Below are 24,720 nucleotides of genomic sequence, written 5' to 3'. Positions count from 1 at the left end.
ACGCCCCGCCATGACCACCACCCCGCAAAGTCTGTTCGAGACGCACGAGGCGACGCTGCAGAAGGCCGTGGAAGCCTGCCGCAGCCGCGCCTACTGGTCGGCCTTCCCCGAGATGCCGAACCCGCGTGCCTATGGCGAGACGGCGGCGGCCGATGGCGAGGCGGCCTTCGCGGCCTACCGCGACAAGCCGTTCGAGCTCGACCAGCCGGGCGCGGCCGGCACGGTCGGCGGCGAACGCTCGCCCTTCGGCTTCGACCTCGGCATCACCTATCCGGTGTCGGACGTCGATGCGCTGGTGAAGGCTGCCAGGGCGGCGATGCCGGGCTGGCGCAAGGCGGGCCCGAACGGCCGGGCCGGGGTCTGCCTGGAGATCCTGAAGCGGCTGAACGCGCGCTCCTTCGAGATCGCCAACGCGGTGATGCACACCACCGGGCAGGCCTTCATGATGGCCTTCCAGGCCGGTGGCCCGCACGCCCAGGACCGCGGGCTGGAGGCGGTCGCCTATGGCTGGAAGGCGATGACCGACCAGGCGCCGGCCGCCCGCTGGGAGAAGCCGCAGGGCAAGAACCCGCCGCTGGTGATGGACAAGCGCTTCGAGCTGGTCGGCCGCGGCGTCGGGCTGGTCATCGGCTGCGCGACCTTCCCGACCTGGAACGGCTATCCCGGCCTGTTCGCCAGCCTCGTCACCGGCAACGCGGTGATCGTGAAGCCCGGCCCGACCGCCATCCTGCCGCTTGCCATCACGGTGAGGATCGCGCGCGAGGTGCTGGCGGAATGCGGGCTCGACCCCAACCTCGTCACGCTCGCCATCGGCGACACCATCGCCAGGGATCTGGCGCTCAGGCCGGAGGTGACGATCATCGACTACACCGGCTCGACCGGCTTCGGCGACTGGCTGGAACAGAACGCCCGCCAAGCCCAGGTCTACACCGAGAAGGCCGGGGTCAACAGCGTGGTGATCGACGGCACCGACGATCCAAAGGGCATGGTGCGCAACCTCGCCTTCACGCTCAGCCTCTATTCCGGGCAGATGTGCACGACGACCCAGGTCATCTTCGTGCCCAGGGACGGCATCCAGGCGGGTGCGGAGCGCATGGGCTTCGATCAGGTCGTCTCGGCGCTGGCCGGCGGCGTCGACAAGTTCCTGTCCGATCCGGAGCGCGCGGTGGAGGTGCTGGGCGCCATCCAGTCCGACGCCACGCTCGCCCGCATCGACGAGGCGGCCAAGCTCGGCACCGTTGTGCTGCCGTCGCGTGCCATCGCCCATCCGAAATTCCCGGACGCCCGCATCCGTACGCCGCTGATCCTGGCCATGGAGGCGGCCGACGAGGACAAGTACGGCCATGAGCTGTTCGGCCCGATCACCATCATCGTGAAGACCGACAGCACCGCCGACAGCCTCGAGCGCGCCGCCCGCCTGACCCGCACCAAGGGGGCGCTGACCGCCGGCCTCTACAGCACCGACACGGCCCTGATCGAGCAGGCGACCGACCTGTTCGTCGAGGCCGGCGTCGCCCTGTCGGTCAATTTGACCGGCGGCGTCTTCGTCAACCAGTCGGCGGCCTTCAGCGACTTCCACGGCACCGGCGCCAACCCGGCCGCCAACGCCGCGCTGTGCGACCTCGCCTTCGTCGCCAACCGCTTCCGCGTGGTGCAGAGCCGCGTTCCGGTGCTGGAGGCCGCGCAATGAGCGGGACTATGGGGAGCGACAAAACGATCCTGCTGACCATCGCCGACGGCGTCGCCACCGTCACGCTGAACCGGCCGGACCGGCTGAACAGCTTCACCGCGGCGATGCATGAGGAGCTGCGCGAGGCCATCGCCGAGCTGCGCGACGACAAGGCGGTGCGCTGCCTGCTGCTGACCGGGGCCGGGCGCGGCTTCTGCGCCGGGCAGGATTTGTCCGACCGCGCCGTCGCGCCGGGTGCCCAGGGGCCGGATCTCGGCGCCTCGATCGAGACCAACTACAACCCGCTGGTCCGCAGCCTGCGCAGCCTGCCGATGCCGGTGGTCTGCGCGGTGAACGGCGTCGCCGCCGGCGCCGGGGCCAACATCGCGCTGGCCTGCGACATCGTGCTGGCGGCGCGCTCGGCCAGCTTCATCCAGGCCTTCTGCAAGATCGGGCTGATCCCCGACAGCGGCGGCACCTGGACCTTGCCGCGGCTGGTCGGCCATGCCCGCGCCATCGGCCTCGCCATGCTGGGCGACAAGGTCTCCGCCGAGCAGGCGGAAGCCTGGGGCATGATCTGGAAGTCGGTGGACGACGACAAGCTGATGGAGGAGGCGGGGGCGCTCGCCCGCCATCTCGCCAGCCAGCCGACGCATGGTCTGGCGCTGATCAAGCAGGCGCTCAACGCGTCGTCGGCCAACGACCTCGACACCCAGCTCGACCTGGAACGCGACCTCCAGCGCGAGGCCGGCCGCAGCCGGGATTATCGCGAGGGCGTGGCGGCCTTCGTCGAGAAGCGCGTGCCCAAGTTCGAGGGGCGGTGATGGCGGCGCTCGATCCGTCCGTCACCGTCGCGGTGGTCGGGGCCGGCGCCATGGGCCAGGGCATCGCCCAGGTCGCGGCCCAGGCCGGCCACCCGGTCCTGCTGGTCGACAGCCGCCCCGGTGCCGCCGAGGCCGCCGTCGACTCCATCGCCAAAGCCCTGACCGCGCTGGTCGAGAAGGGCAAGCGCACGGCGGTGGAGCGCGACGCCATCGTCGGCCGGCTGCGCGCGGTGGACGGCCTGCCCGACCTCGCCCCCGCCGGGCTGGTGGTGGAGGCCATCGTCGAGGATCCCGACGTCAAGCGCCGCCTGTTCGCGGAGCTGGAAGGCATCGTCGGCGAGGGCGCCATCCTCGCCACCAACACCTCGTCGCTGTCCGTCACCGCCATCGGCGCCGGGGTGCGGCGGCCGGAACGGCTGGCCGGCCTGCATTTCTTCAACCCGGCGCCGCTGATGGCGCTGGTGGAGATCGTCAGCGGGCTCGCCACCGACGCCGCGGTGCTCGACACGCTGGCCGACACCGCACGGGCCTGGGGCAAGAGCCCGGTGCGCTGCCGCTCCACCCCCGGCTTCATCGTCAACCGCGTCGCCCGCCCCTTCTACGCCGAAGGGCTGCGGCTGGTGCAGGAACAGGCGGCCGATCCCGCCACCATCGACGCCGTGGCGCGGGAGGCCGGCGGTTTCCGCATGGGGCCGTTCGAGCTGATGGACCTGATCGGCCATGACGTGAACTTCGCCGTCACCCGCTCCGTCCACGCCGCCTATTTCGGCGACCCGCGCTTCCAGCCCTCGCTGATCCAGCAGGAGCTGGTGGAGGCCGGGCGGCTCGGCCGCAAGACCGGCCGCGGCTTCTACGACCACGGCCCCGGTGCGCCCAAGCCGGTGCCGCACAGCGCCGAACCGGCGCCCAGGCCGGAGAGCGTGATCATGCAGGGTGACCTCGGCCCCGCCGCATCCCTGGCCGGGCTGCTGCGCGCGGCCGGCATCGCGGTGGAGGAAGCGCCCGGCCCCGGCGTGCTCGTCGTCGACGGCGTCACGCTGGCCCTGACCGACGGCCGCACCGCCACCGCCCGGGCGGCGGAGGACGGCATCGCCCCGCTGGTGCTGTTCGACCTTGCGCTGGACTACGCCAAGGCGACCCGCGTGGCGCTGGCCCCCGCCGACGGCACCCCGGCCGATGCGGTCGCCGCTGCCGCCGGCCTGTTCCAGGCGCTGGGCAAGGCGGTGTCGGTGATCGACGACGCCCCCGGTCTGGTGGTGATGCGCACCGTCGCCATGCTCGCCAACGAGGCGGCGGACGCGGCGATGCAGGGCGTCGCCAGCGCCGCCGACATCGACACCGCGATGACCAGGGGCGTGAACTACCCGCTGGGTCCGCTGGCCTGGGCCGACCGCATCGGCCTGCCCCATGTGCTGGGCGTGCTCGACGCGCTGGCCCGCACCTACGGCGAGGACCGCTACCGCGCGTCCGCCCTGCTGCGCCGCAAGATTTCCGGAGGAAACCGCTTCCATGGCTGAAACCCACACCGATCCCCAAGCCCTCGCCGAAGCGGTCGGCCGCGGCATGTACGAGCGCGACCATTGCGCCCAGGCCCACGGCATCGAGCTGCTGGAGATCGCCCCCGGCTACGCCCGCATGGCGATGACCGTGCGCAAGGACATGGTGAACGGCCACGACATCGGCCATGGCGGCATGACCTTCACCCTGGCCGACACCGCCTTCGCCTATGCCTGCAACGCGGCGAACGAGGTGACGGTGGCGGCGGGCTGCTCCATCACCTTCCCGGCCCCGGCGAAACTGGGCGACGTGCTGACCGCCGAATGCCGGGAGGTGCACAAGCGCGGCCGGTCCGGCGTCTACGACGTCACCGTCACCAACCAGGATGGCACGGTGGTCGGCCTGTTCCGCGGCCAGTCGGCGCGCATCGCGGGGACCGTGATCCCGGTGGACTGACTCCACCGAAGGCGTCGCCCCTGGCAGTCACGCCGACGATCCCCATCTGTTTGTTTCTGGAGCGAACCATGCGTGAAGCCTACATCTGCGATGCCGTCCGCACCCCCTTCGGCCGTTACGGCGGCGGGCTGGCCCCGGTGCGCCCGGACGACCTCGCGGCAATGCCGCTGAGGGCGCTGATGGAGCGCAATCCCGGCATCGAATGGTCCGCCGTCGACGACGTGATCCTCGGCTGCGCCAATCAGGCCGGCGAGGACAACCGCAACGTCGCCCGCATGGCGGCACTGCTGGCAGGATTGCCCGACGCGGTGCCGGGCACCACGGTCAACCGCCTGTGCGGCTCCGGCATGGACAGCATCGGCATGGCCGCCCGCGCCATCAAGGCGGGCGAGGCCGAGCTGATCGTCGCCGGCGGGGTGGAAAGCATGACCCGCGCGCCCTTCGTCATGGGCAAGTCCGACAGCGCCTTCTCCCGGCAGGCCGAGATCTTCGACACCACCATCGGCTGGCGCTTCGTCAATCCAGCCATGAAGGCCAAGTTCGGCATCGACAGCATGCCGGAGACGGCGGAGAACGTCGCCGCCGACCACGGCATCTCGCGCGCCGACCAGGACGCCTTCGCCGTCCGCAGCCAGCAGCGCGCCGGCCGCGCCCAGGAGTCCGGCCGCTTCGCCCGCGAGATCGTTCCCGTCGCCATCACCCGCCGCAAGGGCGAGCCGGCCATCGTCGCCGCCGACGAGCATCTGCGCCCCGACACCACTCTGGAGGCGCTGGCCAAGCTCTCCACTCCCTTCCGCAAGGAGGGCGGCAGCGTCACCGCCGGCAACGCATCGGGCGTCAATGACGGCGCCGCCGCGGTGATCGTGGCCTCGGAGGACGCGGTGAAGCGCTATGGCCTGACCCCGCGCGCCCGCGTCGCCGGCACCGCGGTGGCCGGCGTCGCCCCGCGGGTGATGGGCATCGGCCCGGCCCCGGCGACTCAGAAGCTGCTGGCCCGCCTCGGCCTGACCATCGGCGATATCGACGTGATCGAGCTGAACGAGGCCTTCGCCGCGCAGGGCTTGGCCGTGCTGCGCATGCTGGGGTTGCCGGACGATGCCGAGCATGTGAACCCCAACGGCGGCGCCATCGCGCTCGGCCATCCGCTGGGCGCCAGCGGCACCCGCCTCGTCGCCACCGCCGTGATGGAGCTGGAGGACCGCAAGGCGACGCGCGCGCTCTGCACCATGTGCATCGGCGTCGGCCAGGGCATCGCCATGATGGTCGAACGGGTCTGAACTATACCGGCAACACCGGCCGCCAAGCGCCGGGCATCCGAATCGAGGGGAGGAGCGCACCATGTCCATCATGACCGAGACCGGCACCGATCAGGCGGGCGCCGATCAGGCGGGCACCGATCTGGGCACCAAGGCCGGCATGGACCGCTACGAGTTCGCCAGCCGTGACGAGATTGTGGCGATGCAAACGGAGCGGCTGGCATGGTCGCTCCGCCACTCATACGCCAACGTCGCCCCCTTCCGCGCCAAATGCGAGGCGAAGGGCGTCCATCCCGACGACTTCAAGGAGTTGAGGGATCTGGCGCTGTTCCCCTTCACCGTGAAGGACGACCTGCGCCGGGCCTATCCCTTCGGCATGTTCGCGGTGCCGATGGAGGACATCGTGCGCGTCCATGCCTCCAGCGGCACCACCGGGCGGCCGACGGTGGTCGGCTACACCAAGGGCGACATCGACGTGTGGGCGGAGGTGGTCGCCCGCTCCATCCGCGCGGCCGGCGGCACGCGCGGCGACCGGGTGCACATCGCCTACGGCTACGGCCTGTTCACCGGGGGCCTCGGCGCCCATTACGGGGCGGAGCGGCTGGGCTGCACCGTCATCCCGATGTCGGGCGGCCAGACCGAGAAGCAGGTCCAGCTGATCCAGGACTTCAAGCCGACCATCATCATGGTCACGCCGTCCTACATGCTGAACATCGCCGACGAGATGCGCCGCCAGGGCATCGACCCGCGCAGCACCAGCCTGCGCGTCGGCATCTTCGGCGCCGAACCCTGGACCGGCGCGCTGCGCGAGGAGATCGAGCGCACCTTCGACATCCATGCGGTGGACATCTACGGCCTGTCGGAGGTGATGGGGCCGGGCGTCGCGTCGGAATGCGTCGAGACCAAGGACGGCCCGGTGGTCTGGGAGGACCATTTCTATCCCGAGATCATCGACCCCGACTCAGGCGAGGTGCTGCCCGACGGATCCTATGGCGAGCTGGTCTTCACCACGCTGACCAAGCAGGGCATGCCGGTCATCCGCTACCGTACCCGCGACCTGACCCGGCTGCTGCCGCCGACGGCGCGCGGCATGCGGCGGATGGACAAGATCACCGGCCGGTCCGACGACATGCTCATCATCCGCGGCGTCAATGTCTTCCCGACCCAGGTCGAGGAGCTGATCTGCAAGATCCCGGCGCTCGCCCCGCATTACGAGCTGGTGGTGACGCGCGACGGCCACATGGACAATCTCGCCGTCCGGGTCGAGATGCATGACGGAGTCCACCCGTCGGAATGGGACGGCCATGCCAAGCACCTTCAGCACTCGATCAAGTCGCTGATCGGCATCAGCACCCGCGTCGAGATCGCCGAGCCCGGCGGCATCGCCCGGTCGATCGGCAAGGCCAGGCGGGTGCAGGACCTGCGTCCGAAGGCCTGAGGCTCAGCCCTTCTGCGACAGCGGCGGGAAGGCGTCCAGGACACCGGTCAGCAGGATCTGGACGCCGACGCAGAACAGCAGAAAGGCGAACAGCCGGGTCAGCACCCGCACCCGCGTCGGCCCCAGGAAGGCGACGATGCGGTCGGCGGAGCGGTAGGACAGCCAGATCAGCGCGGCGATGGCCAGCGCCGCGCCCGACATGCCGATGAAGAACTCCATCAGCCCGCCGGCCCCGCGCGTCGGCCGGGTGGATCCCAGCGCGATGGCGACCGAGATGGTGCCCGGCCCGGTGGTGAAGGGAATCGTCATCGGAAAGAAGGCCGATTCGGCCAGCCGGTCGCCGTCGCCGGTCGGCGCGGCCTGTTCCTGCTTGCGCGCCTCGTGGCGTTCCGGCGCGGTCAGCAGCGCCCAGGCGCGTTCCGCCACCACGAAGCCGCCGGCGATCCGCAGCGCCGCCATCGACACGCCGAAGAAGTTCAGCACATAGGCTCCGGCCCACAGCGCGGTCAGCATGACGATCGCCGAATAGAGGCTGACCAGCCCGGCCAGCCGCGCCCGGTCGCGCGGGCTGCTGTCCGCCGTCACCTGACTGAAGATCAGCGCCATCGCCAGCGGATTGACGATGGAGAAGAGCGCCGTGAAGGCGAGCAGGAAGCTGTCGATCATGGGATCCGGATGTCCGTCGGCTGTCCGGACAGTTAGCGGGGACGCCGGGGCGCTGGCAAGGGGATGGTTGCGCTCCCCCTGGGCTGGAGTGGCCCTGCCCCGCCTGCCCGGAAAGTGGCCAGCAGGACGGTTTCGGCGTGAATTTGTGCGTTTCCCGGACGGGCACCCCGTCACACATGCTGTCCGCACCGTCGGTTTCCGTCCGTTCGGACAGGTTTTTCAAGAGCGGAAACAATAGCCTGCGGCAAGACTCGCATCTCGTCGGCTCCTCTGGCTTGCTTCTTGCTCCTGCCGTTGCGGGAGATCAAGAACGCGAAGGAACGAAGGCCGTGCCGATACTCCGCCCTGCATGGTCCTCCCATCGGCTGCGGCGCCGACCGACCCACGCGACGCCGGCGATGCTGCGGCGTCCCTCCGCCTTGCCCTTTTCGTTCGACGGCCTGAATATCGACCTCGCCTTGGTCCCGATCGGGGCCATCGTCCCCCGGGTTCTTCGGCACGCCGGTGGTGGGCATTCTTCCGCAAACGCCAATCGACACCCCAATCCTTCAAGCCAAAAAAGCCCTTTCGCTCCAGCCAGAAGAGGATCGCACGCGATGAAGACCCTTGCCTCCGCCGTCCTGCTCGCCGCCACCGCGCTCACCGGCCTCGCCGGCTGGGGCACGCCGGCCGCCGCCGCCGAACCGCTGACGCTCCAGTTGAAATGGGTCACCCAGGCCCAGTTCGCCGGCTATTACGTCGCGGCGGCCAAGGGCTTCTACAAGGACGCCGGGCTGGACGTCACCATCAAGGCCGGCGGCCCCGACATCAACCCGACCCAGGTGATCGCCGCCGGCGGTGCCGACGTGATCGTCGACTGGATGCCGTCGGCGCTCGCCAGCCGGGAGAAGGGGGTGCCGCTGGTCAACATCGCCCAGGTCTTCCAGAAATCGGGCATGATGCTGACCTGCCGCAAGGACGCCAACATCAAGGATCCGAAGGATTTCAAGGGCAACACGCTGGGCGTCTGGTTCTCTGGCAACGAATATCCGTTCCTGTCCTGGATGAGCAAGCTGGGCTACTCCACCTCGGGATCCAGCCCGGACGTGAAGGTGCTGAAGCAGGGCTTCAACGTCGACCCGCTGCTGCAGAAGCAGGCGGCCTGCATTTCCACCATGACCTACAATGAATATTGGCAGCTGATCGAGGCCGGCATGAAGGCCGACGAACTGACAATCTTCAAGTACCAGGACCAGGGCGTGGCGACGCTGGAAGACGGCCTCTACGCCACCGAAAAGGGGCTGTCCGACCCCAAGATGGTGGAGAAGCTGGCGAAGTTCGTGAAGGCCTCGGCCAAGGGCTGGGACTATGCCGCCAAGAACCAGGCGGAGGCGGTGAAGATCGTGCTGGAGAACGACACCACCGGCGCCCAGACCGAAGAGCACCAGACCACCATGATGCAGGAGGTCGCCAAGCTGATCGAGGGCGGCGCCAAGGGCACCGGCTATCTCGACCCGGCCGATTTCGACCGCACGGTCGGCATCCTGATGTCGGGCGCCTCCACCCCGGTGATCTCCAAGAAGCCGGAAGGCGCCTACAGCCACGCGGTGTTCGACGCGGCGGCGAAGCTGTAAGCCGCTTTTCCGCATGATACCGGGGCCGGAAGCCGGAACTTCCGGCCCCGGTATCCCGGACGCCGGCCGGGCGAGGCGTTACCGGTAAATCATCCCACCAGCCCCGACATCACCGCGCGCAGCTGCGCCGGCTTGACCGGCTTGTTGAGCACCAGGCATCCGGCCGCCTTGGCCTCGTCGGCCAGTTCGGGCGTGCGGTTGGCGGTGACGATCACCGCGGGCAGGATGCGGCCGCAGGCGGCGCGCAGCCGCGCCACCTCGTTGACCCCCAGCGCGCCGTCATCCAGGTGATAATCGGCGATCAGCAGGTCCGGCGGCTGCGGCATGCCCGACAGCAGGGCCAGCGCCTCGTCGCCGCTGGTCGCCGACACCACCTTGCAGGCCCAGCCGCGCAGCAGCGCCTCCATCCCCGCCACCACCGCCGGCTCGTTGTCCAGCACCAGCACCGACCTGCCGGCCAGCCGGTCGGCCATCGGCCGGGCGGCGACGCTGGCCGGGCGCGCGGCGCGGCGTTCGGTGCCGCGCGGCACGGTGACGGCGAAGACCGAGCCGCGCCCCGGTTCCGACCGCACCGTGATGGGATGGCCCAGCATGCGGGCGACGCGGTCGACGATGGCGAGCCCCAGCCCCATGCCGCGGTCGCGCCCCTTGGTGACCGGGGTGTCGAGGCGGCGGAACTCCTGGAAGATCTCCTCGATCTTGTCGCGCGGGATGCCGGGGCCGTTGTCCCACACCTCGATGCGGATGCCGTCGCCGGTCCGGCGGCAGCCGACGACCACCCGGCCGCCCTGGACATAGCGCAGCGCGTTGGACAGGAAATTCTGCACGATCCGGCGCAGCAGCCGCATGTCGCTGCGCACCACCGCGCCCGACCCGATCATCTTCAGGTCGATGCCGCGCTCCGCCGCCACCGCTGCATATTCGGTGGCGAGCGGGGCCAGGATGCCGCGCAGCGGGAAATCGGTGACCTCCGGCGTTACCGCCCCGGCATCGAGCTTGGAGATGTCCAGCAGCGCCGACAGCAGATCCTCGACCGAGGCCAAGGCCACGTCGATGTTCTCCACCAATTCGCCATTGGCGTCCGGCTGCTCCAGGTCGCCCAGGGCGGAGACGAACAGGCGGGCGGCGTTCAGCGGTTGCAGCAGATCGTGGCTGGCGGCGGCGATGAAGCGGGTCTTGGACAGGTTGGCGCGGTCGGCCTCCGCCTTGGCCAGCTGCAGCTGGTCGTTCAGCAGCATCAGGGCGGATTTCTCCGCCTGCTCGGATTCGCGCCGCCGCTCCTCCTCGCGTTTGATGACGGTGATGTCGGTGTAGACGCCGACGATGCCGCCGTCGCGGGTGCGCCGCTCGTTCACCTGGATCCAGCGTCCGTCGGACAGCCGGTTCAGGAAGACGCCCTTCAGGTCGTGGCGATGTTCCATCCGCTCGCGCAGCCAGATGTCGGGTGGCGGCTCGCTGACCGCACCGGCGGCGGCGACCATCGCCACCAGATCGTTGAAGCGGATGCCGGCCTGGATGCGGTCCGCCACCGTCGGCCAGTAGGACAGGTATTTGCGGTTGCATAGCACCAGCCGGTCGGCGGAGTCGAACAGGGCGAAGCCCTCGTTCACCGACTCGATCGCCTCGAACAGGCGGGTCCGCATCGTCTCCGCCAGCTCCTTGGCGCGGGCATGGTCGCGGTTGCTGTCCTCCAGCTTGTGCAGGGCGCGTTCCAGCTCCAACGTGCGCTCGCGGATCTTCTGCTCCAGCACGATGGCGGTCTGGAACAGCGAGAAGGCGCCGCCCTGGAAATCCATCGACCGCTCGACGCGGTCCATCAGCACCTTGTTGATGCGCTGGAGCTTGGCGTTCTCGCGCTCCAGCTCGGCGATGCGGTCGGCGGGATCGAGCGTCCAGCTGCGGGTTTGGATGCCGGCCATGGCTTAGCGCCCTCCGATGGCGACGCCCGTGAAGGTCTGGTTGACGTGCATGCCGTTCACCTGTTCGCCATAGGCGCAGAATCCGACAACCCGGTGGCGGGCCAGCCGGTCGGACATCACCGCGTTCAATTGCCGCTGCTCCATCTCCAGCCGGCGCAGGATGCAGTCGCAGCCGAGGATCAGGTCGGGGGCGCCGACCTCCGCCTCGATCCCCTCGATCAGCCCGTCGAAGTTGGCGACCGGATCCACCCCTTCCGCCACCGTGAGCACGATGCCCTCGTCGATGGCGCAGAAGAAGGTCAGGCTCTCGTCGTCATTCACCTTCTGGATCGATCGGACATGATACTGGCCGCCGACCCGCACCACGACGGGGTGCGCGGCGAAGATCATCGGGGTCAGCGGCTCGCCCTCCAGCCCGACCAGCCGGGCATATTCGCGCCCCGCCGGCTCGGCGTTGATCTCATGGACGATGCGGCGCTGCGGGTCGGCGCCGGTGACCACCATCTTGCGCTCCGAGCTGACGAAATGCTGGGTGCGGAAGACGGTGAAGGGCCGGGCGGTGGTGAACAGCGCGACCACCGCGGCGTTCGGGTGGAAGGCACCCTCATGCAGGACGAAGGTGCGTTCGAAATGCAGGTCGTCGCCGGCCGACGCGCCGAACAGCGGGATGTCGATCAGCGCATTGTGCAGCGCGCTGACCACCGTCTCCTCGCTCATCGACAGCCCGTCGATCAGCAGCATGGCGAAGCTGCGGGCCTCCTCGCCCAGCGGCACCGGCCGGGCCGCCATGGCGCGGTCGCGCCGCGACAGCAGCGAGCGGGCGATGACCGCGCTGTCGGCGATCTCGAAACGGTCGACATGGTCGACCAGCGCGGTGACGATGGAGAAATCCTCGCTCGGGAAACCCACCGCCACCAGCGCGTTGGTGGTGTAGCCGCCGGGGCCGATCTCGCCAGCGGTGGTGCAGCCGATGACCGGCACCGTGCCGAACTCCGCCGCCAGCGCATCGGCCAGCGCCGCACGGTCATAGCAGGGGGCGCAGAAGACGACCACGAGTTCCAGGCCCATGGCGCCAGCCCCTATACCCAACCCGGCGCCCAGCCCGGCACGCAGCTCGCGCGCGGCCTCCTCCGGCCGTTCGGCATGGGTGACGGCGCGCGGCATGCCGTCGCCGCCCGCCGTTTTCGCCGGCCCCTTTGCCGACATCCCCCATGCGGACGTCTCTTGTGCGGACATGGCAGCCCCCGGCGCCTCCCCCTCCGTCCGCGGAGGCGATCCGGCAAGGGTACTCCAGGGATGGCGGCGGGCAAGGCCAATCCGCGGACCGGTGAAGGAGGGCATCGTCGAAACAGTCTCCCTACGGCATCTCTTGCATGGCGGTCGCCGGGGTGGGGTCCGGCAGGTCGATCAGTTCCCCGTCGGTGAACAGACGGGCCTTGGCGGTGAAGCGTACGCCGTCCGGCGCCTCCAGGGAAAAACCGCCGCCGCGCGCTTGTATCACGTCCAGGATGACCTGGCTGTTGCGCCACCATTCGAAAGTGTCGTCGGCCATGCAGAAGGGCGCGCCGCCTACCCGCCCGATGCAGAGATCCCGCCCGCCCATGCGGAACTCCCCCAGCGGCAGGCAGAGCGGTGCCGACCCGTCGCAACAGCCGCCCGACAGGTGCAGCATCAACGGCCCATGCCTGGCCGACAGGCGGTCGAGCAATGACAACGCTTCCGGTGTGGCGGTGACGCGGTCGGCCATGATGCGGTTCCCGATGGGCGCGATGCCGTTGAAAGAAAAAAGGCCGGGGGACGTACCCCCGGCCCAGGTTTGCCCGATAGGGAGGAGCGGGGCTCAGAAGAAGCCGAGCGCTTTCGGGCTGTAGCTGACCAGCAGGTTCTTGGTCTGCTGGTAGTGGTCGAGCATCATCTTGTGGGTCTCGCGGCCGATGCCGGACTTCTTGTAGCCACCGAAGGCGGCGTGCGCCGGGTACAGGTGGTAGCAGTTGGTCCAGACGCGGCCGGCCTGGATGCCGCGGCCCATGCGGAAGGCGCGGTTGCCGTCACGGCTCCACACGCCGGCGCCCAGGCCGAACTCGCTGTCGTTGGCGATGGCCAGCGCCTCTTCCTCGGTCTCGAAGGTGGTCACGGCGACGACCGGGCCGAAGATCTCCTCCTGGAAGATGCGCATCTTGTTGTGGCCTTCCAGGATGGTCGGCTGGACGTAGTAGCCGCCCTCCAGCTCGCCGCCCAGATGGGCGCGCTCGCCGCCGGTCAGCACCTTGGCGCCCTCGGCCTTGCCGATCTCGATGTAGGAGAGGATCTTCTCCAGCTGCTCCTGCGAGGCCTGGGCGCCGATCATCGTGCCGCCGTCCAGCGGGTGGCCCTGGGCGATCTTGGCGACGCGCTCGACCGCCAGCTTGATGAAGCGGTCGTAGATCGACTTCTGGATGAGGACGCGGCTCGGGCAGGTGCAGACCTCGCCCTGGTTCAGCGCGAACATCGCGAAGCCTTCCAGCGCCTTGTCGAGGAACTCGTCGTCCTCGGCCATCACGTCTTCGAAGAAGATGTTCGGCGACTTGCCGCCCAGCTCGACCGTCGACGGGATGATGTTCTCGGACGCGTATTGCAGGATCAGGCGGCCGGTCGAGGTCTCGCCGGTGAAGGCGATCTTCGAGATGCGCTTGTTGGTGGCGAGCGGCTTGCCGGCCTCGATGCCGAAGCCGTTGACGATGTTCAGCACGCCGGGCGGCAGCAGGTCGCCGATGATGTCGGCCAGCACCATGATCGCCATCGGGGTCTGCTCGGCCGGCTTCAGCACGACGCAGTTGCCGGCGGCCAGCGCCGGGGCCAGCTTCCAGGCGGCCATCAGCAGCGGGAAGTTCCACGGGATGATCTGGCCGACGACGCCCAGCGGCTCATGGAAATGATAGGCGTAGGTGGTGTGGTCGATCTCGGCGATCGACCCTTCCTGGGCGCGGATGCAGCCGGCGTAATAGCGGAAATGGTCGATGGCGAGCGGCACGTCGGCGGCGCGGGTCTCGCGGATCGGCTTGCCGTTGTCCAGCGTCTCGGCCAGCGCGATGACCTCCAGCCGCTCTTCCATGCGGTCGGCGATCTTCAGCAGGATGTTCGAGCGCTCGGTCGGCGACGTGCGGCCCCAGGCATCCTTGGCCTTGTGGGCGGCATCGAGCGCCAGTTCCACGTCGGCAGCCTGGGAGCGGGCGACCTCGCACAGCGGCTTGCCGGTAATCGGCGTGAGATTGGTGAAGTATTGGCCGTCCACCGGTGCCACCCACTGGCCGCCGATATAATTGTCGTAGCGGGGGCGGAGCGCGATCTGCTTCTGCAGGGTGTCGAGAGCCTGGTGGAGCATTTGGGCCGTTCCTCTCAATAAGGCGAACCGGTCGGGTTGCCGGTCCGGCGCGTTTGTCTGGCGCCATTCAGCCATTTCGGGAGGGAGGGGGTAAATTGTACTATGGAAGGAGACGGCGGAGGAAGGCGACGGTCAGATGACGTGATTGTTCGCACGCCATCGGATAAGGCTGCTCACTCCGCCGGCTGCCGGTCGCCTGCGTGCCCGCCCGGCCGGCCCTCGACATAGCCCTTGCGCAGCTGCTCCTCGTACCAGCGGCGGTGATGCTCGATCGCCCAGGCCTCGTCGACCTCGCCGCGGCCCATGGCGTCGAAGGCGCCCTCCATGCCGATGGTGCCGATGTAGATATGCCCGATCACCACCGCGATCAGCACCGCCGCCAGCAACCCGTGGATCACATGCAGGATCTGCATGCCGCCGATCCCGGTGACGGCGAAGGGCACCATCATCAGCCAGCCGGTGGCCGTCATGCCGAGGCCGCCCAGCACGATGCCCCAGAACACCCCCTTCTGCCCGGCGTTGAAGCGCCCGGCCTCCGGATGCTTGCCGCCGGCCTTGGTGAAGAGGCCGCCGGCGGACTTGATCCACAGCCAGTCCGATTTCTCCGGAAGATTGTCGCGCAGCCACAGCGCCATGATCATCACCAGCCCGACGATGAAGGGCACGCTGACATAATTGTGGATCGACTTCGACGTCTCGGCCAGCGCGGTGAAGGCCGGATGGCCGATCAGCGGGATCAGCAGCGGACGCCCGAAGGTCAGGATCGCGCCGGTCAGCGCCATCGCCAGGAAGCTGACCGCCGTCGTCCAATGGGCGAAGCGGTCCAGCCCGTTGAAGCGCAGCACCAGCCGCCCGGCCTTGCCGCCATGGATGCGGATGGTGCCGCGATAGAGGAAGAACGCCGCCAGGATCGCCGTCATGCCGATGGCGAAGCCGCCGATGGTCAGTTGCAGCGTCTGGCTGCGGAACTCCCGCCAGTCCCGCCCCTGCGGCTGGACCAGCACCCCCAGCTTCTCGTCCGGGATGCTGACCCGGCCGACCAGCTTGTCGGTCTGCGGGACGTAGAGCGGCACCTGCTCCTTGGTGGTGGGCGAGTTGGGGCCGGGGGACTGGGTCAGCTGTGCCTGCGCGACGGTCGGCGCGGCCAGCAGGGCGATCAACAGCAGCAGGGCTTGGAGGGCGCGCATGGTGGTCTCCCGATTGAATTGGCGCCTTACTTGCCCCCACCCCAACCCTCCCCCGCTGGGCGGGGGAGGGAGCAAGCGCTTATGCGGGAGAGTGGCGGCAGTCCCTCCCCCGCCCAGCGGGGGAGGTTAGGTGGGGGTATCATCGACCGACGCTCACGCCCCTCCCCGGCCGCCCGGCCCGCCGGGAGCGAAGGGCTGGCCGCGGTCGTTGCGGCCGTAGGCTGTGAACCAGCCCGGCGCACCGGAGCCGTAGCCGCGGCGCAGCGACCGTTCCTGGTAGATGTCGGCCAGCACTGCACCGTCGCCGGCCATCAGCGCGCGGGTCGAGCACATCTCGGCGCACAGCGGCAGCTTGCCTTCGGCCAGCCGGTTGGCGCCGTATTTCTGGTACTCCTCGACGCTGCCGTCGGGCTCGGGACCGCCGGCGCAGAAGGTGCACTTGTCCATCTTGCCGCGGCTGCCGAAATCGGTGGTGCGCGGGTACTGCGGCGCTCCGAACGGACAGGCGTAGAAGCAATAGCCGCAGCCGATGCACAGGTCCTTGCTATGCAGCACGACCCCATCCTCGGTCTGCAGGAAGCAGTCCACCGGGCAGACCGCGGCGCAGGGCGGGTCGTTGCAATGCATGCAGGCCATCGAGATCGACCGCTCGCCGGGCTTGCCGTCGTTCAACGTGACCAGCCGGCGGCGGTTGATGCCCCAGGGGACCTCATGCTCGTTCTTGCAGGCGGTGACGCAGGCGTTGCATTCGATGCAGCGTTCGGCGTCGCACAGGAACTTCATCCGGGCCATTGCTTTCCTCAGCTCCTGCACGTCATGCCGGTTCGACCCGGCAGAGGGTGACCTTGGTTTCCTGCATGAAGGTGACGGGGTCGTAGCCGTAGGTCGTCACCCCGTTCACCGGCTCGCCCAGCACGATGGGGTCGGTGTCGGGCGGGTAGTTGTCGCGCAGGGATTCGCCCTGCCAGACTCCCGAGAAGTGGAAGGGCATGAACACCGTGCCGCTGCCCACCCGCTCGGTCACCAGCGCCTTGACCTTGGCCTTGCCGCCGTCCTCCGGCCCGTAAACCCAGATCCAGGCTCCGTCCTTGATGCCCAGCCGCTCGGCGTCCTTGCTGTTGATCTCCGCGAACATCGACTGCTGCAGCTCGGCCAGCCAGGGGTTTGACCGGGTTTCCTCGCCGCCGCCCTCATACTCGACCAGCCGGCCGGAGGTCAGCACCATGGGGAAGCGCTGGCGCAGGTCGCTGTCCGCCACCTTGAACTGCAGCGAGCGGGCGAGCTGGACCAGCCGGAAGTCGCGCCGGTCCTCGATCGCCGGGAAGGCCTTCACCAGGTCGGGGCGCGGGGAATAGATCGGCTCGCGGTGGACCGGCACCGGGTCGGGCAGGTTCCAGGCGACGGCGCGCGCCTTGGCGTTGCCGTGCGGCACGCAGCCATGCTTCAGCGCCACCCGGATGATGCCCATCGACAGGTCGGTCTGCCAGCTGACATTGTCGATTTCCGCACTGCCGGCCCCGCCGCCGATGGCCTGGATGACGCGCATCTCCTCGGGCGTCAGGTCCTTGTCCCAGCCCAGCTTCCTCAGCACCGCCATGGTGAATTCGGGATAGCCGTCCTCGATCTCCGACCCCTTGGAATAGGAGCCGTCGGCAAGCAGCGAGACGCCGTTGCGCTCCACCCCGAAGCGGGCGCGGAAGACGCCGCCGCCGTCCATGACATGCTTGGATGTGTCGTAGAGCACCGCCGAGCCGGGATGCTTCAGCTCCGGATGGCCCCAGCTCGGCCAGGGCAGGCCGTAATAGTCGCCGGCGCAGGGGCCGGCGGATGCCCGCATGGTGATCTTGTCGAAATCGGCCTGATGCTTCATGTGCATCTTCAACCGTTCCGGCGACTGGCCGGTGGCGCCGATCGACAGGCAGCCGCGGTTCATCTCGCGCAGGATGTCCTCCGGCACCGGCCGGGTCTCCTCCACCGTGATGTGCTTGAACATCTCGTCGGCGAAGCCCAGCTTGCGGGCCAGCAGATACATGATGGTGTAGTCGTCCTTCGATTCGAAGATCGGCTCCACCACCCTCTCCCCCCACTGCATCGAGCGGTTGGAGCAGGTGCGCGACCCGTCGGTTTCGAACTGGGTGCAGGCCGGCAGGATATAGGTGCCGTTGCGCCGCTCCTTGATCGCCGCGAAGGTGGTCGGGTGCGGGTCGGCGACGACCAGCAGGCTCAGCTTCTCCAGCCCCTTCAGCATCTCCGGCATGCGGGTGACGGTATTGCCGCCATGGCCGAAGCACATCATGGCGCGCAAGGGGCTCGGCTGGTCGATCTCGTTCGGCTTGGCCAGCACGGCGTCGAACCAGCGCGTGGTCGGGATACCTTTGGCCTCCATCAGATCCTTGGAGGCGAAGCGGCCCTTGAGATCGTCGTACCCGACGTCCCAGACCCGGGCGAAATGCTTCCATGCGCCTTCGGCCAGCCCGTAATAGGCGGGCAGCGTGGTGACGTCGAGGCCGAAGTCGGTGGCGCCCTGCACGTTGCAGTGGCCGCGGTAGATGTTGGCGCCGCCGCCGGCCACGCCGATGTTGCCCAACGCCAGCTGCAGGATCGATAGCGCCCGGACGTTGGCGGTGCCGACCGTGTGCTGGGTGACGCCCATGCACCAGATCACCGTGCTGGGCTTGTTCTTCGCCAGCGCCTCCGCCACCCGGCGCAGCTGGGTGCCGGGAACGCCGGTCACCCGCTCCACCTCCTCGGGCGTCCATTTCTTCACCTCGGCGCGGATCTCGTCCATGCCGTAGACGCGCTGGCGGATATACTCCTTGTCCTCCCAGCCATTCTCGAAGATGTGCCACAGCAGGCCCCAGGCGATGGGGATGTCGGTGCCGGGGCGGATGCGGACATATTCGGTGGCATGCGCCGCGGTGCGGGTGAAGCGCGGATCAATGACGATGAAGGGGGCGCGGTTGTGCTCCTTGCCGCGCAGCATGTGCTGCATCGACACCGGGTGCGCCTCGGCCGGGTTGCCGCCGACGATCACCAGCGCCTTGGAATTCTGGATGTCGTTGTAGCTGTTGGTCATGGCGCCGTAGCCCCACGTGTTCGCCACGCCGGCGACCGTGGTGGAGTGGCAGATGCGCGCCTGATGGTCGACGTTGTTGGTCCCCCAGAAGGCCGCCAGCTTGCGGTAGAGATAAGCGCCCTCGTTGGAGAATTTGGCAGAACCGAGCCAGAACACCGCGTCGGGGCCGGACGCCTTGCGGATCTCCAGCAGCCGGTCGCCGATCTCCTCGATCGCCTGGTCCCAGCCGATGCGCTGCCAGACGCCGTCCACCAGCTTGAGCGGGTATTTGACTCGGCGGGTGCCCTTGGTCAGCTCGCGCACCGACGCGCCCTTGGCGCAATGGGTGCCCTGGCTGATCGGGCTTTCCCAGCCCGGCTCCTGCCCGACCCAGACGCCGTTCTGCACCTCGGCGATCACCGTGCAGCCGACCGAGCAATGGGTGCAGACGTTCTTGCGGGTCACCAGCTCGACATTGGGCAGGATCGGCCCGGCCTCGGCCTTGCGGATCATCGCGCCGGGCAGCGCGCCGACGGCGGCGATGCCGCCTGCGGCAATCCCGGAGCGGCGCAGGAAGGCGCGGCGGCTGACGCCCGGCTCCAGGCTGTCGGCCAGCGCGCCGGCCAGACCGGAGCGGGCGGTACGGGACGCCTTGGCGAAGGCGTTGCCGGAGCCTTTGCCAGTGGCATTGGGGGACCGTTTGACCAGCATGGACACCCTCCCGGCCGCTCTACAGGCGGTTCAGCGCATAGAAGCGCTTGACGTGTTCGGTTTCGCGGTAGCGGGTCTTCACCTGCTCCTGCGGCGTTTCCGCGGCCTGCGCCGCGTCGCCGGCCGGCAACATGGTGGCCGCGGCGGCACCGGCCGCGCCCAGGCCAAGCGTCTTCAGGATGTCGCGGCGCTGAAGCGGGGTGCGGGGAGGCTCGGGCTGGCTCGTCATGCGTCGGTTCCCTCCAGCATGCGGTTCGGTTGGGCGGACGCCTCCTGCCGGATCTCGGCTTCGATCTGCAGGAACAGGCGGCCGACGGTGCCGACCGGGCGGTAGAAATCGGCGGACTCCGCCCGTTCCAGATCCTGGAAGAAACGGCCGGCCCAGGGCGCAAGATGGCTGTCCAGCATGTGCCACTGCACCGCCGGGTCGGCGCCCTCGCGGATCAGCACGGCCATGACCTCGCACAGCGCGGCGATGTGGTCTTCCGGCTCCGACACGCCGGGCGCCCGTTCCAGCCCAAGCGCCTGGAGGTCGGCGCGGACCGCCGCCAGCGGCCGGTCGGTGAGGAAGCCGGTGCGGTAATAGGAGGCGTAGGGGACCAGTTCGCCCTGCACGACGCCGATGAACAGCGCATTGAATTCACGCTCCGCCCGCGCCTGGACGAGCTGCGAGTCGCCGTCCCGTGCGCGGGAGGCGAGGTCGTCGAACGCCTGCCCGAGCGGCGTGGCATCGCCCGACAGGCCGCCCAGCAGGGCAAGCAGGGAGGCGGACGGCGGAGCCGCCAGGGTCAGGGCCAGCAGCCGGTAGACGTCGGCGCGGGCGCCATCCGCACCGGTTTCCGGATCATGGATCGTCATCGCACTCCCGCAAGCCTGTGTCCTTGAGACCGCATCAAAGTCGTGACCGGCCTGGACGAGGTTGGCCGGACTTGGAACAACGCCGCACACGAACAAAAGTTGCCGCACCCGGTCGAGGTCGTCCGGGCGTGCTAATTCCTTTGCGCCGACGGCCGGCAGCCGGTGCAGACGCCTGTCGTCCGACCCTAGTGCTGCGCCCGGCCGGAGAAGTTGCGGTGTTCGACCGATGCCTCCTCCCCCACCCGGGCGCCGCTGGAGGCGAAGGTCTCGTCGGCGCTGCGGGCCAACAGGGTCGGCAAGGCGACCCGCGCGCCGACGGCCAGCACGGCGATGGCGCACAGGGCGGCGAGAAAGGCTTTCATCGGGGCTCTCCCATCGGGGCTCTCCAGGCGGCCGTCATGCCGGGCACAACGCTGCAGGAGACCGATTGTTTCCATCGCCCGTTTTTTCCGCTTGATATGCTCTAAAGGAGCACATATGGTTTTGCTCACAACGAGCATTGATCGGAGCGCCAAGATGCCCGAGGTCGCCGAACTCGCCTACACCCCCGCCGTCGCCGCGGCGACCGCGCCGATCTATGACCGGATGAAGCGCGTCGTGCCCGCCATCGAGTGGCCCTTCCACGCCCCGCTTGTCCACGCCATCAACGAGCTGAAGCGGGAGCGCAACGCCGTCATCCTGGCGCACAACTACCAGACGCCGGAGATCTTCCACGGCGTCGCCGACATCGTCGGCGACAGCCTGGCGCTGGCCGCCAAGGCGACCCAGACCGACGCCGACGTCATCGTGCTGGCCGGCGTGCATTTCATGGCGGAGACGGCGAAGCTGCTGAACCCGTCCAAGACGGTGCTGATCCCCAGCCGCAACGCCGGCTGCTCGCTGGCCGACAGCATCACCGCCGCCGACGTCCGCCTGCTGCGCGAGGCCCATCCCGGCGTGCCGGTGGTCGCCTACGTCAACACCTCGGCCGAGGTGAAGGCGGAGGTCGACATCTGCTGCACGTCGGGAAACGCGGTGGAGGTGGTGGAATCGCTCGGCGTCGAGCGGGTGATCTTCCTGCCCGACGAATATCTGGCGAAATACGTCGCGACCCAGACCAAGGTGGAGATCATCGCCTGGAAGGGCCATTGCGAGGTGCATGAGCGCTTCACCGGCGCGGAGATCGGCGAGTTCCGCCGCCGCTTCGACCGGCTGACGGTGATCGCCCATCCCGAATGCCCGCCCGATGTGCTGGAGGCCGCCGATTTCGTCGGCTCAACCGCCCGCATGATCGACTTCGTCGGCAACGAGAAGCCGCCGCGGGTGCTGATGGTCACCGAATGCTCGATGAGCGACAACGTCGCCGCCGCCTCGCCGGACACCGAGTTCGTGCGCCCCTGCAACCTGTGCCCGCACATGAAGACGGTGACGCTGTCGGGTATCCTGGAGTCCCTCCAGACCCTGGAACCGCGCGTCGAGATTCCGGACGCCCTGGCCGCCCGCGCCCGCCGCTCCGTCGAACGCATGCTGGCGGTCAAGCCGAAGTGAGCGTCTGAAACGCCCTCTCCCGCCCCGGGAGAGGGAGGGGACCCGCGCCAATGGCGCGGGGAGGGTGAGGGGCAATCCAAACATGGATTTCCGATCCTTGCCTCACCCCTCACCCTTCCCGCTTCGCGGGCCCCTTCCCTCTCCCGGGACGGGAGAGGGAGCCCCAGGAGTCCTTCCATGACCTCCAGCACGCCTTACGATGTCCGGGATGCCGAGGTGATCGTCGTCGGGTCCGGCCTTGCCGGGATGACGGCGGCGCTTCAGCTGGCGCCCCGCGCGGTCACGCTGATCACCAAGACCGCCGGCCTCCCCGGCGGCTCCAGCCTGCACGCCCAGGGCGGCATCGCCGCCGCCGTCGGCCCGGGCGACCGGCCGGAGGACCATGCCGCCGACACGATCGCCGCCGGAGCCGGGCTGGTCGATGCCGCGATGGCGGCGCTGCTGACCCGCGACGGCGCCGCCCTGGTGCGCCGGCTGCTGGACGACGGGCTGCCCTTCGACCGCGCCGCCGACGGCTCGCCGCTGCTGGGACGCGAGGCTGCCCATGGCGCCGCGCGCATCGTCCATGCCGGCGGCGACGCCACCGGCCGCACCCTGGTGACGGCACTGGCGGAGCGGCTGCGCGCCACCCCGTCGGTCCGGGTGGAGACCGACGCCTTCGCCGTCGACCTCGTGCTGCGCAACGGGCGGGTCTGCGGGCTGCTCGCCTGCCATGGGCAAGGCTGGGTGCTGCACCGGGCACCGCGGGTGATCCTGGCGACCGGCGGCATCGGCGCCGCCTTCGCCCGCACCACCAACCCGGCGGAGGCGACCGGCGACGGACTGGCCATCGCCGCAAGGGCCGGCGCCCGGCTCGCCGACCTGGAATTCGTCCAGTTCCACCCCACCGCGCTGGCCGTCGATTCCGACCCGGTTCCGCTGCTGACCGAGGCATTGCGCGGCGCCGGCGCCGTCCTGCTCGACCGCCAGGGCCGGCGCTTCATGCCCGCCGAGCATCCGCTGGCCGAGCTGGCGCCACGCGACGTGGTCGCCCGCGCCATCGGCCGGCGCGTCGCGGCATCTGAGCCGGTGTTCCTCGACCTGCGCCCGGCGCTGGCCGCCAAGCCCGGCGGCTTCCCCACCGTGCTGGCGCTGTGCGCCGACCATGGGATCGACCCCTTCGCCGGACCGGTGCCGGTGGCGCCCGCCGCGCACTACCACATGGGCGGCGTCGTCACCGACGCCGACGGCCGCACCAGCCTGGAAGGCCTGTGGGCCTGCGGCGAGGTCGCGTGCACCGGCGTCCATGGCGCCAACCGGCTGGCCAGCAACTCGCTGCTGGAGGCGCTGGTGTTCGGCGCCCGCGTCGCCCGCGACGTGGCGGAGCGGCCGCTGGCGCCGCTTCCCCCCTTCGCCCTGCCCCGCCCGCCCGCGGTGGCTGCCGATGCCGGCCATGCCCTGCTCGCCGCCATCGGGGCGGAGGCGCGGACGGCGCTGTACGAGGGGGCCGGGCTGGTCCGCGACGGGCTGGGGCTGCGCGCGGCGCGGCGCAAGCTCGACCGGCTGGCGGCGGCGCTCGACACGCTGCGCTGCGAAGATGGGGACGGGAATGGGGACGGGGACGGCACGCAAGCCCCGCCGCCGGTCGTCCGCCAGTGGGGCGAGGCGCGCAACCGGCTGCTGGTCGGCCGGCTGGTCGTCCATGCCGCCCTGGCGCGGGAGGAGAGCCGCGGCGCCCACAGCCGCAGCGACCATCCGCTGCCCAACCCGGCCCATAACCCCGCCCATGGGCGCAGCGAACGCCGCACCCTCACCCTGACCGATCTGGCCGGCGCCGCCGGCCCCCTGCCCGGAGACGCCGCATGCTGCATCCTCTGACCGTCGAGCCCATCGTCCGCGCCGCCCTGGCGGAGGATCTGGGCCGGGCCGGCGACATCACCACCGACAGCATCGTTCCGGCCGACGCGGTGGCGACCGCCCGCATCGCCGCCCGCAAGGACGGCCGCGTCGCCGGGCTGGACGCGGCCTTGATCGCCTTCCGCCTGCTCGATCCCGCCATGGCGGTGACGGTGGAGCGCGCCGACGGCACCGACGTCGCTGCGGGCGGCACCATCGCCACCCTGACCGGCAGCGCCCGCGCCCTGCTGACGGCGGAGCGCACGGCGCTGAACCTGATGGGCCGGCTGTCCGGCATCGCCACCGCCACCCGCGCGCTGGTGCGCGAGGTGGACGGCACGAAGGCCCGCATCGTCTGCACCCGCAAGACCACCCCCGGCCTGCGCGTGCTGGAGAAGCATGCGGTGAAGCTCGGCGGCGGCTTCAATCACCGCTTCGGGCTGGATGACGCGGTGCTGATCAAGGACAACCACATCGCGGTGGCCGGCGGCGTGCGTCCGGCGGTGGAGCGCGTCCGCGCCACCGTCGGCCACATGGTGAAGGTGGAGGTCGAGGTCGACACGCTGGACCAGCTCGACGAGCTGCTCGGCCTGCGGGTCGACGTCGTGCTGCTCGACAACATGGACCCGGACACGCTGCGCCGGGCGGTGCGCATGGTGGACGGCCGGCTGCTGACCGAGGCGTCGGGCAACGTCACCCTGGCCAGCGTCCGCGCCATCGCCGAGACCGGCGTCGACATGATCTCCTGCGGCTGGCTGACCCACAGCGCCCCGAACCTGGATCTGGGGCTGGACATGTGAGGGGGAGA

At 69.6% G+C, this 24,720-nt stretch carries 21 protein-coding genes; 10 read left to right on the top strand and 11 right to left on the bottom strand.

Annotation, left to right across the window (positions count from 1 at the left end; genetic code table 11):
* The first annotated feature begins 10 nt into the window (after positions 1 to 10).
* From paaN to paaK, 6 genes are all read left to right on the top strand, one after another.
* Complete coding sequence (gene paaN, locus AL072_RS23975) at positions 11 to 1,690, top strand: phenylacetic acid degradation protein PaaN (protein WP_045583611.1); 1,680 nt, start codon at positions 11 to 13, stop codon at positions 1,688 to 1,690.
* A gap of 8 nt (positions 1,691 to 1,698) precedes the next feature.
* Entirely contained in the window at positions 1,699 to 2,493 is a 795-nt protein-coding gene (gene paaG / locus AL072_RS23970) for a 2-(1,2-epoxy-1,2-dihydrophenyl)acetyl-CoA isomerase PaaG (protein WP_045583612.1), read from the top strand.
* Positions 2,493 to 4,010 carry a 3-hydroxyacyl-CoA dehydrogenase PaaH gene (gene paaH, locus AL072_RS23965; protein ID WP_045583613.1) on the top strand — a complete coding sequence of 506 codons (1,518 nt, stop codon included), beginning with the start codon at positions 2,493 to 2,495 and terminating at the stop codon, positions 4,008 to 4,010. The genes paaG and paaH overlap by 1 nt, the downstream gene beginning before the upstream one ends.
* Positions 4,003 to 4,446, top strand: coding sequence for a hydroxyphenylacetyl-CoA thioesterase PaaI (paaI, locus tag AL072_RS23960; RefSeq protein ID WP_045583614.1), 444 nt, complete (start codon positions 4,003 to 4,005; stop codon positions 4,444 to 4,446). The genes paaH and paaI overlap by 8 nt, the downstream gene beginning before the upstream one ends.
* A gap of 68 nt (positions 4,447 to 4,514) precedes the next feature.
* A complete protein-coding gene (pcaF, locus tag AL072_RS23955) occupies positions 4,515 to 5,723 on the top strand; it encodes a 3-oxoadipyl-CoA thiolase (protein WP_045583615.1) in 1,209 nt (402 codons plus the stop codon).
* Between the two features lie 61 nt (positions 5,724 to 5,784).
* Positions 5,785 to 7,140, top strand: coding sequence for a phenylacetate--CoA ligase PaaK (paaK, locus tag AL072_RS23950; protein ID WP_425388614.1), 1,356 nt, complete (start codon positions 5,785 to 5,787; stop codon positions 7,138 to 7,140).
* Between the two features lie 3 nt (positions 7,141 to 7,143).
* Here paaK and AL072_RS23945 read toward each other — a convergent pair whose 3' ends face one another.
* On the bottom strand, positions 7,144 to 7,806 hold the full coding sequence (locus AL072_RS23945; RefSeq protein ID WP_045583616.1) for a MarC family protein: 663 nt from the start codon (positions 7,804 to 7,806) through the stop codon (positions 7,144 to 7,146).
* 596 nt (positions 7,807 to 8,402) lie between these two features.
* On the opposite strand from AL072_RS23945, the gene AL072_RS23940 reads away from it, so the two are divergent.
* The gene (locus AL072_RS23940; RefSeq protein WP_045583617.1) at positions 8,403 to 9,419 is read left to right on the top strand and encodes an ABC transporter substrate-binding protein; all 1,017 of its coding nucleotides are present in this window, start codon (positions 8,403 to 8,405) and stop codon (positions 9,417 to 9,419) included.
* An 89-nt stretch (positions 9,420 to 9,508) separates the two neighbouring features.
* Here the strand turns inward: AL072_RS23940 and AL072_RS23935 are convergent, their stop codons facing one another.
* The 10 genes from AL072_RS23935 to AL072_RS35250 all read right to left on the bottom strand — a co-directional run bounded on the left by AL072_RS23935 (position 9,509) and on the right by AL072_RS35250 (position 20,872).
* Positions 9,509 to 11,338, bottom strand: a complete 1,830-nt coding sequence (locus AL072_RS23935) for a NahK/ErcS family hybrid sensor histidine kinase/response regulator (RefSeq protein ID WP_045583618.1) — start codon at positions 11,336 to 11,338, stop codon at positions 9,509 to 9,511.
* Positions 11,339 to 11,341: 3 nt separating this feature from the next.
* The gene (nosP, locus tag AL072_RS23930; protein WP_052710170.1) at positions 11,342 to 12,574 is read right to left on the bottom strand and encodes a nitric oxide-sensing protein NosP; all 1,233 of its coding nucleotides are present in this window, start codon (positions 12,572 to 12,574) and stop codon (positions 11,342 to 11,344) included.
* Between the two features lie 121 nt (positions 12,575 to 12,695).
* Positions 12,696 to 13,085: a DUF779 domain-containing protein gene (locus AL072_RS23925; RefSeq protein ID WP_045583619.1), complete on the bottom strand. Its 390-nt coding sequence runs from the start codon at positions 13,083 to 13,085 to the stop codon at positions 12,696 to 12,698.
* Positions 13,086 to 13,178: 93 nt separating this feature from the next.
* Positions 13,179 to 14,699, bottom strand: coding sequence for an aldehyde dehydrogenase (gene adh, locus AL072_RS23920; RefSeq protein WP_045583620.1), 1,521 nt, complete (start codon positions 14,697 to 14,699; stop codon positions 13,179 to 13,181).
* Between the two features lie 173 nt (positions 14,700 to 14,872).
* Positions 14,873 to 15,886: a formate dehydrogenase subunit gamma gene (locus AL072_RS23915; RefSeq protein ID WP_045583621.1), complete on the bottom strand. Its 1,014-nt coding sequence runs from the start codon at positions 15,884 to 15,886 to the stop codon at positions 14,873 to 14,875.
* Between the two features lie 153 nt (positions 15,887 to 16,039).
* Positions 16,040 to 16,678 carry a formate dehydrogenase FDH3 subunit beta gene (gene fdh3B / locus AL072_RS23910; protein WP_045583622.1) on the bottom strand — a complete coding sequence of 213 codons (639 nt, stop codon included), beginning with the start codon at positions 16,676 to 16,678 and terminating at the stop codon, positions 16,040 to 16,042.
* Between the two features lie 22 nt (positions 16,679 to 16,700).
* Positions 16,701 to 19,652, bottom strand: coding sequence for a formate dehydrogenase subunit alpha (locus tag AL072_RS23905; RefSeq protein WP_045583623.1), 2,952 nt, complete (start codon positions 19,650 to 19,652; stop codon positions 16,701 to 16,703).
* A 19-nt stretch (positions 19,653 to 19,671) separates the two neighbouring features.
* The gene (locus tag AL072_RS23900; RefSeq protein WP_045583624.1) at positions 19,672 to 19,881 is read right to left on the bottom strand and encodes a hypothetical protein; all 210 of its coding nucleotides are present in this window, start codon (positions 19,879 to 19,881) and stop codon (positions 19,672 to 19,674) included.
* Positions 19,878 to 20,510: a TorD/DmsD family molecular chaperone gene (locus tag AL072_RS23895; protein WP_045583625.1), complete on the bottom strand. Its 633-nt coding sequence runs from the start codon at positions 20,508 to 20,510 to the stop codon at positions 19,878 to 19,880. The genes AL072_RS23900 and AL072_RS23895 overlap by 4 nt, the downstream gene beginning before the upstream one ends.
* 185 nt (positions 20,511 to 20,695) lie before the next feature.
* The gene (locus AL072_RS35250) at positions 20,696 to 20,872 is read right to left on the bottom strand and encodes a hypothetical protein (RefSeq protein ID WP_167543402.1); all 177 of its coding nucleotides are present in this window, start codon (positions 20,870 to 20,872) and stop codon (positions 20,696 to 20,698) included.
* A gap of 154 nt (positions 20,873 to 21,026) precedes the next feature.
* On the opposite strand from AL072_RS35250, the gene nadA reads away from it, so the two are divergent.
* The 3 genes from nadA (at position 21,027) to nadC (ending at position 24,712) form a co-directional block, all read left to right on the top strand.
* The gene (gene nadA, locus AL072_RS23890; protein WP_052710171.1) at positions 21,027 to 22,037 is read left to right on the top strand and encodes a quinolinate synthase NadA; all 1,011 of its coding nucleotides are present in this window, start codon (positions 21,027 to 21,029) and stop codon (positions 22,035 to 22,037) included.
* Between the two features lie 177 nt (positions 22,038 to 22,214).
* The gene (locus tag AL072_RS23885; RefSeq protein WP_063840369.1) at positions 22,215 to 23,894 is read left to right on the top strand and encodes an L-aspartate oxidase; all 1,680 of its coding nucleotides are present in this window, start codon (positions 22,215 to 22,217) and stop codon (positions 23,892 to 23,894) included.
* Positions 23,879 to 24,712 carry a carboxylating nicotinate-nucleotide diphosphorylase gene (gene nadC, locus AL072_RS23880; protein ID WP_045583966.1) on the top strand — a complete coding sequence of 278 codons (834 nt, stop codon included), beginning with the start codon at positions 23,879 to 23,881 and terminating at the stop codon, positions 24,710 to 24,712. The genes AL072_RS23885 and nadC overlap by 16 nt, the downstream gene beginning before the upstream one ends.
* Positions 24,713 to 24,720: the final 8 nt, after the last annotated feature.

It is taken from the genome of Azospirillum thiophilum, assembly GCF_001305595.1.
Lineage (GTDB): Bacteria > Pseudomonadota > Alphaproteobacteria > Azospirillales > Azospirillaceae > Azospirillum > Azospirillum thiophilum.
Note: the sequence above shows the minus strand (reverse complement) of the source record. Positions and strands in the feature narration are given on the sequence as shown.

Bases quoted from the DNA above. Each gene is read 5' to 3' on its own strand.
- paaN (WP_045583611.1), top strand. From the start codon at position 11: ATGACCACCACCCCGCAAAGTCTGTTCGAGACGCACGAGGCGACGCTG.
- paaG (WP_045583612.1), top strand. From the start codon at position 1,699: ATGGGGAGCGACAAAACGATCCTGCTGACCATCGCCGACGGCGTCGCC.
- paaH (WP_045583613.1), top strand. From the start codon at position 2,493: ATGGCGGCGCTCGATCCGTCCGTCACCGTCGCGGTGGTCGGGGCCGGC.
- paaI (WP_045583614.1), top strand. From the start codon at position 4,003: ATGGCTGAAACCCACACCGATCCCCAAGCCCTCGCCGAAGCGGTCGGC.
- pcaF (WP_045583615.1), top strand. From the start codon at position 4,515: ATGCGTGAAGCCTACATCTGCGATGCCGTCCGCACCCCCTTCGGCCGT.
- paaK (WP_425388614.1), top strand. From the start codon at position 5,785: ATGTCCATCATGACCGAGACCGGCACCGATCAGGCGGGCGCCGATCAG.
- AL072_RS23945 (WP_045583616.1), bottom strand. From the start codon at position 7,806: ATGATCGACAGCTTCCTGCTCGCCTTCACGGCGCTCTTCTCCATCGTC.
- AL072_RS23940 (WP_045583617.1), top strand. From the start codon at position 8,403: ATGAAGACCCTTGCCTCCGCCGTCCTGCTCGCCGCCACCGCGCTCACC.
- AL072_RS23935 (WP_045583618.1), bottom strand. From the start codon at position 11,338: ATGGCCGGCATCCAAACCCGCAGCTGGACGCTCGATCCCGCCGACCGC.
- nosP (WP_052710170.1), bottom strand. From the start codon at position 12,574: ATGTCCGCACAAGAGACGTCCGCATGGGGGATGTCGGCAAAGGGGCCG.
- AL072_RS23925 (WP_045583619.1), bottom strand. From the start codon at position 13,085: ATGGCCGACCGCGTCACCGCCACACCGGAAGCGTTGTCATTGCTCGAC.
- adh (WP_045583620.1), bottom strand. From the start codon at position 14,699: ATGCTCCACCAGGCTCTCGACACCCTGCAGAAGCAGATCGCGCTCCGC.
- AL072_RS23915 (WP_045583621.1), bottom strand. From the start codon at position 15,886: ATGCGCGCCCTCCAAGCCCTGCTGCTGTTGATCGCCCTGCTGGCCGCG.
- fdh3B (WP_045583622.1), bottom strand. From the start codon at position 16,678: ATGGCCCGGATGAAGTTCCTGTGCGACGCCGAACGCTGCATCGAATGC.
- AL072_RS23905 (WP_045583623.1), bottom strand. From the start codon at position 19,652: ATGCTGGTCAAACGGTCCCCCAATGCCACTGGCAAAGGCTCCGGCAAC.
- AL072_RS23900 (WP_045583624.1), bottom strand. From the start codon at position 19,881: ATGACGAGCCAGCCCGAGCCTCCCCGCACCCCGCTTCAGCGCCGCGAC.
- AL072_RS23895 (WP_045583625.1), bottom strand. From the start codon at position 20,510: ATGACGATCCATGATCCGGAAACCGGTGCGGATGGCGCCCGCGCCGAC.
- AL072_RS35250 (WP_167543402.1), bottom strand. From the start codon at position 20,872: ATGAAAGCCTTTCTCGCCGCCCTGTGCGCCATCGCCGTGCTGGCCGTC.
- nadA (WP_052710171.1), top strand. From the start codon at position 21,027: ATGCCCGAGGTCGCCGAACTCGCCTACACCCCCGCCGTCGCCGCGGCG.
- AL072_RS23885 (WP_063840369.1), top strand. From the start codon at position 22,215: ATGACCTCCAGCACGCCTTACGATGTCCGGGATGCCGAGGTGATCGTC.
- nadC (WP_045583966.1), top strand. From the start codon at position 23,879: ATGCTGCATCCTCTGACCGTCGAGCCCATCGTCCGCGCCGCCCTGGCG.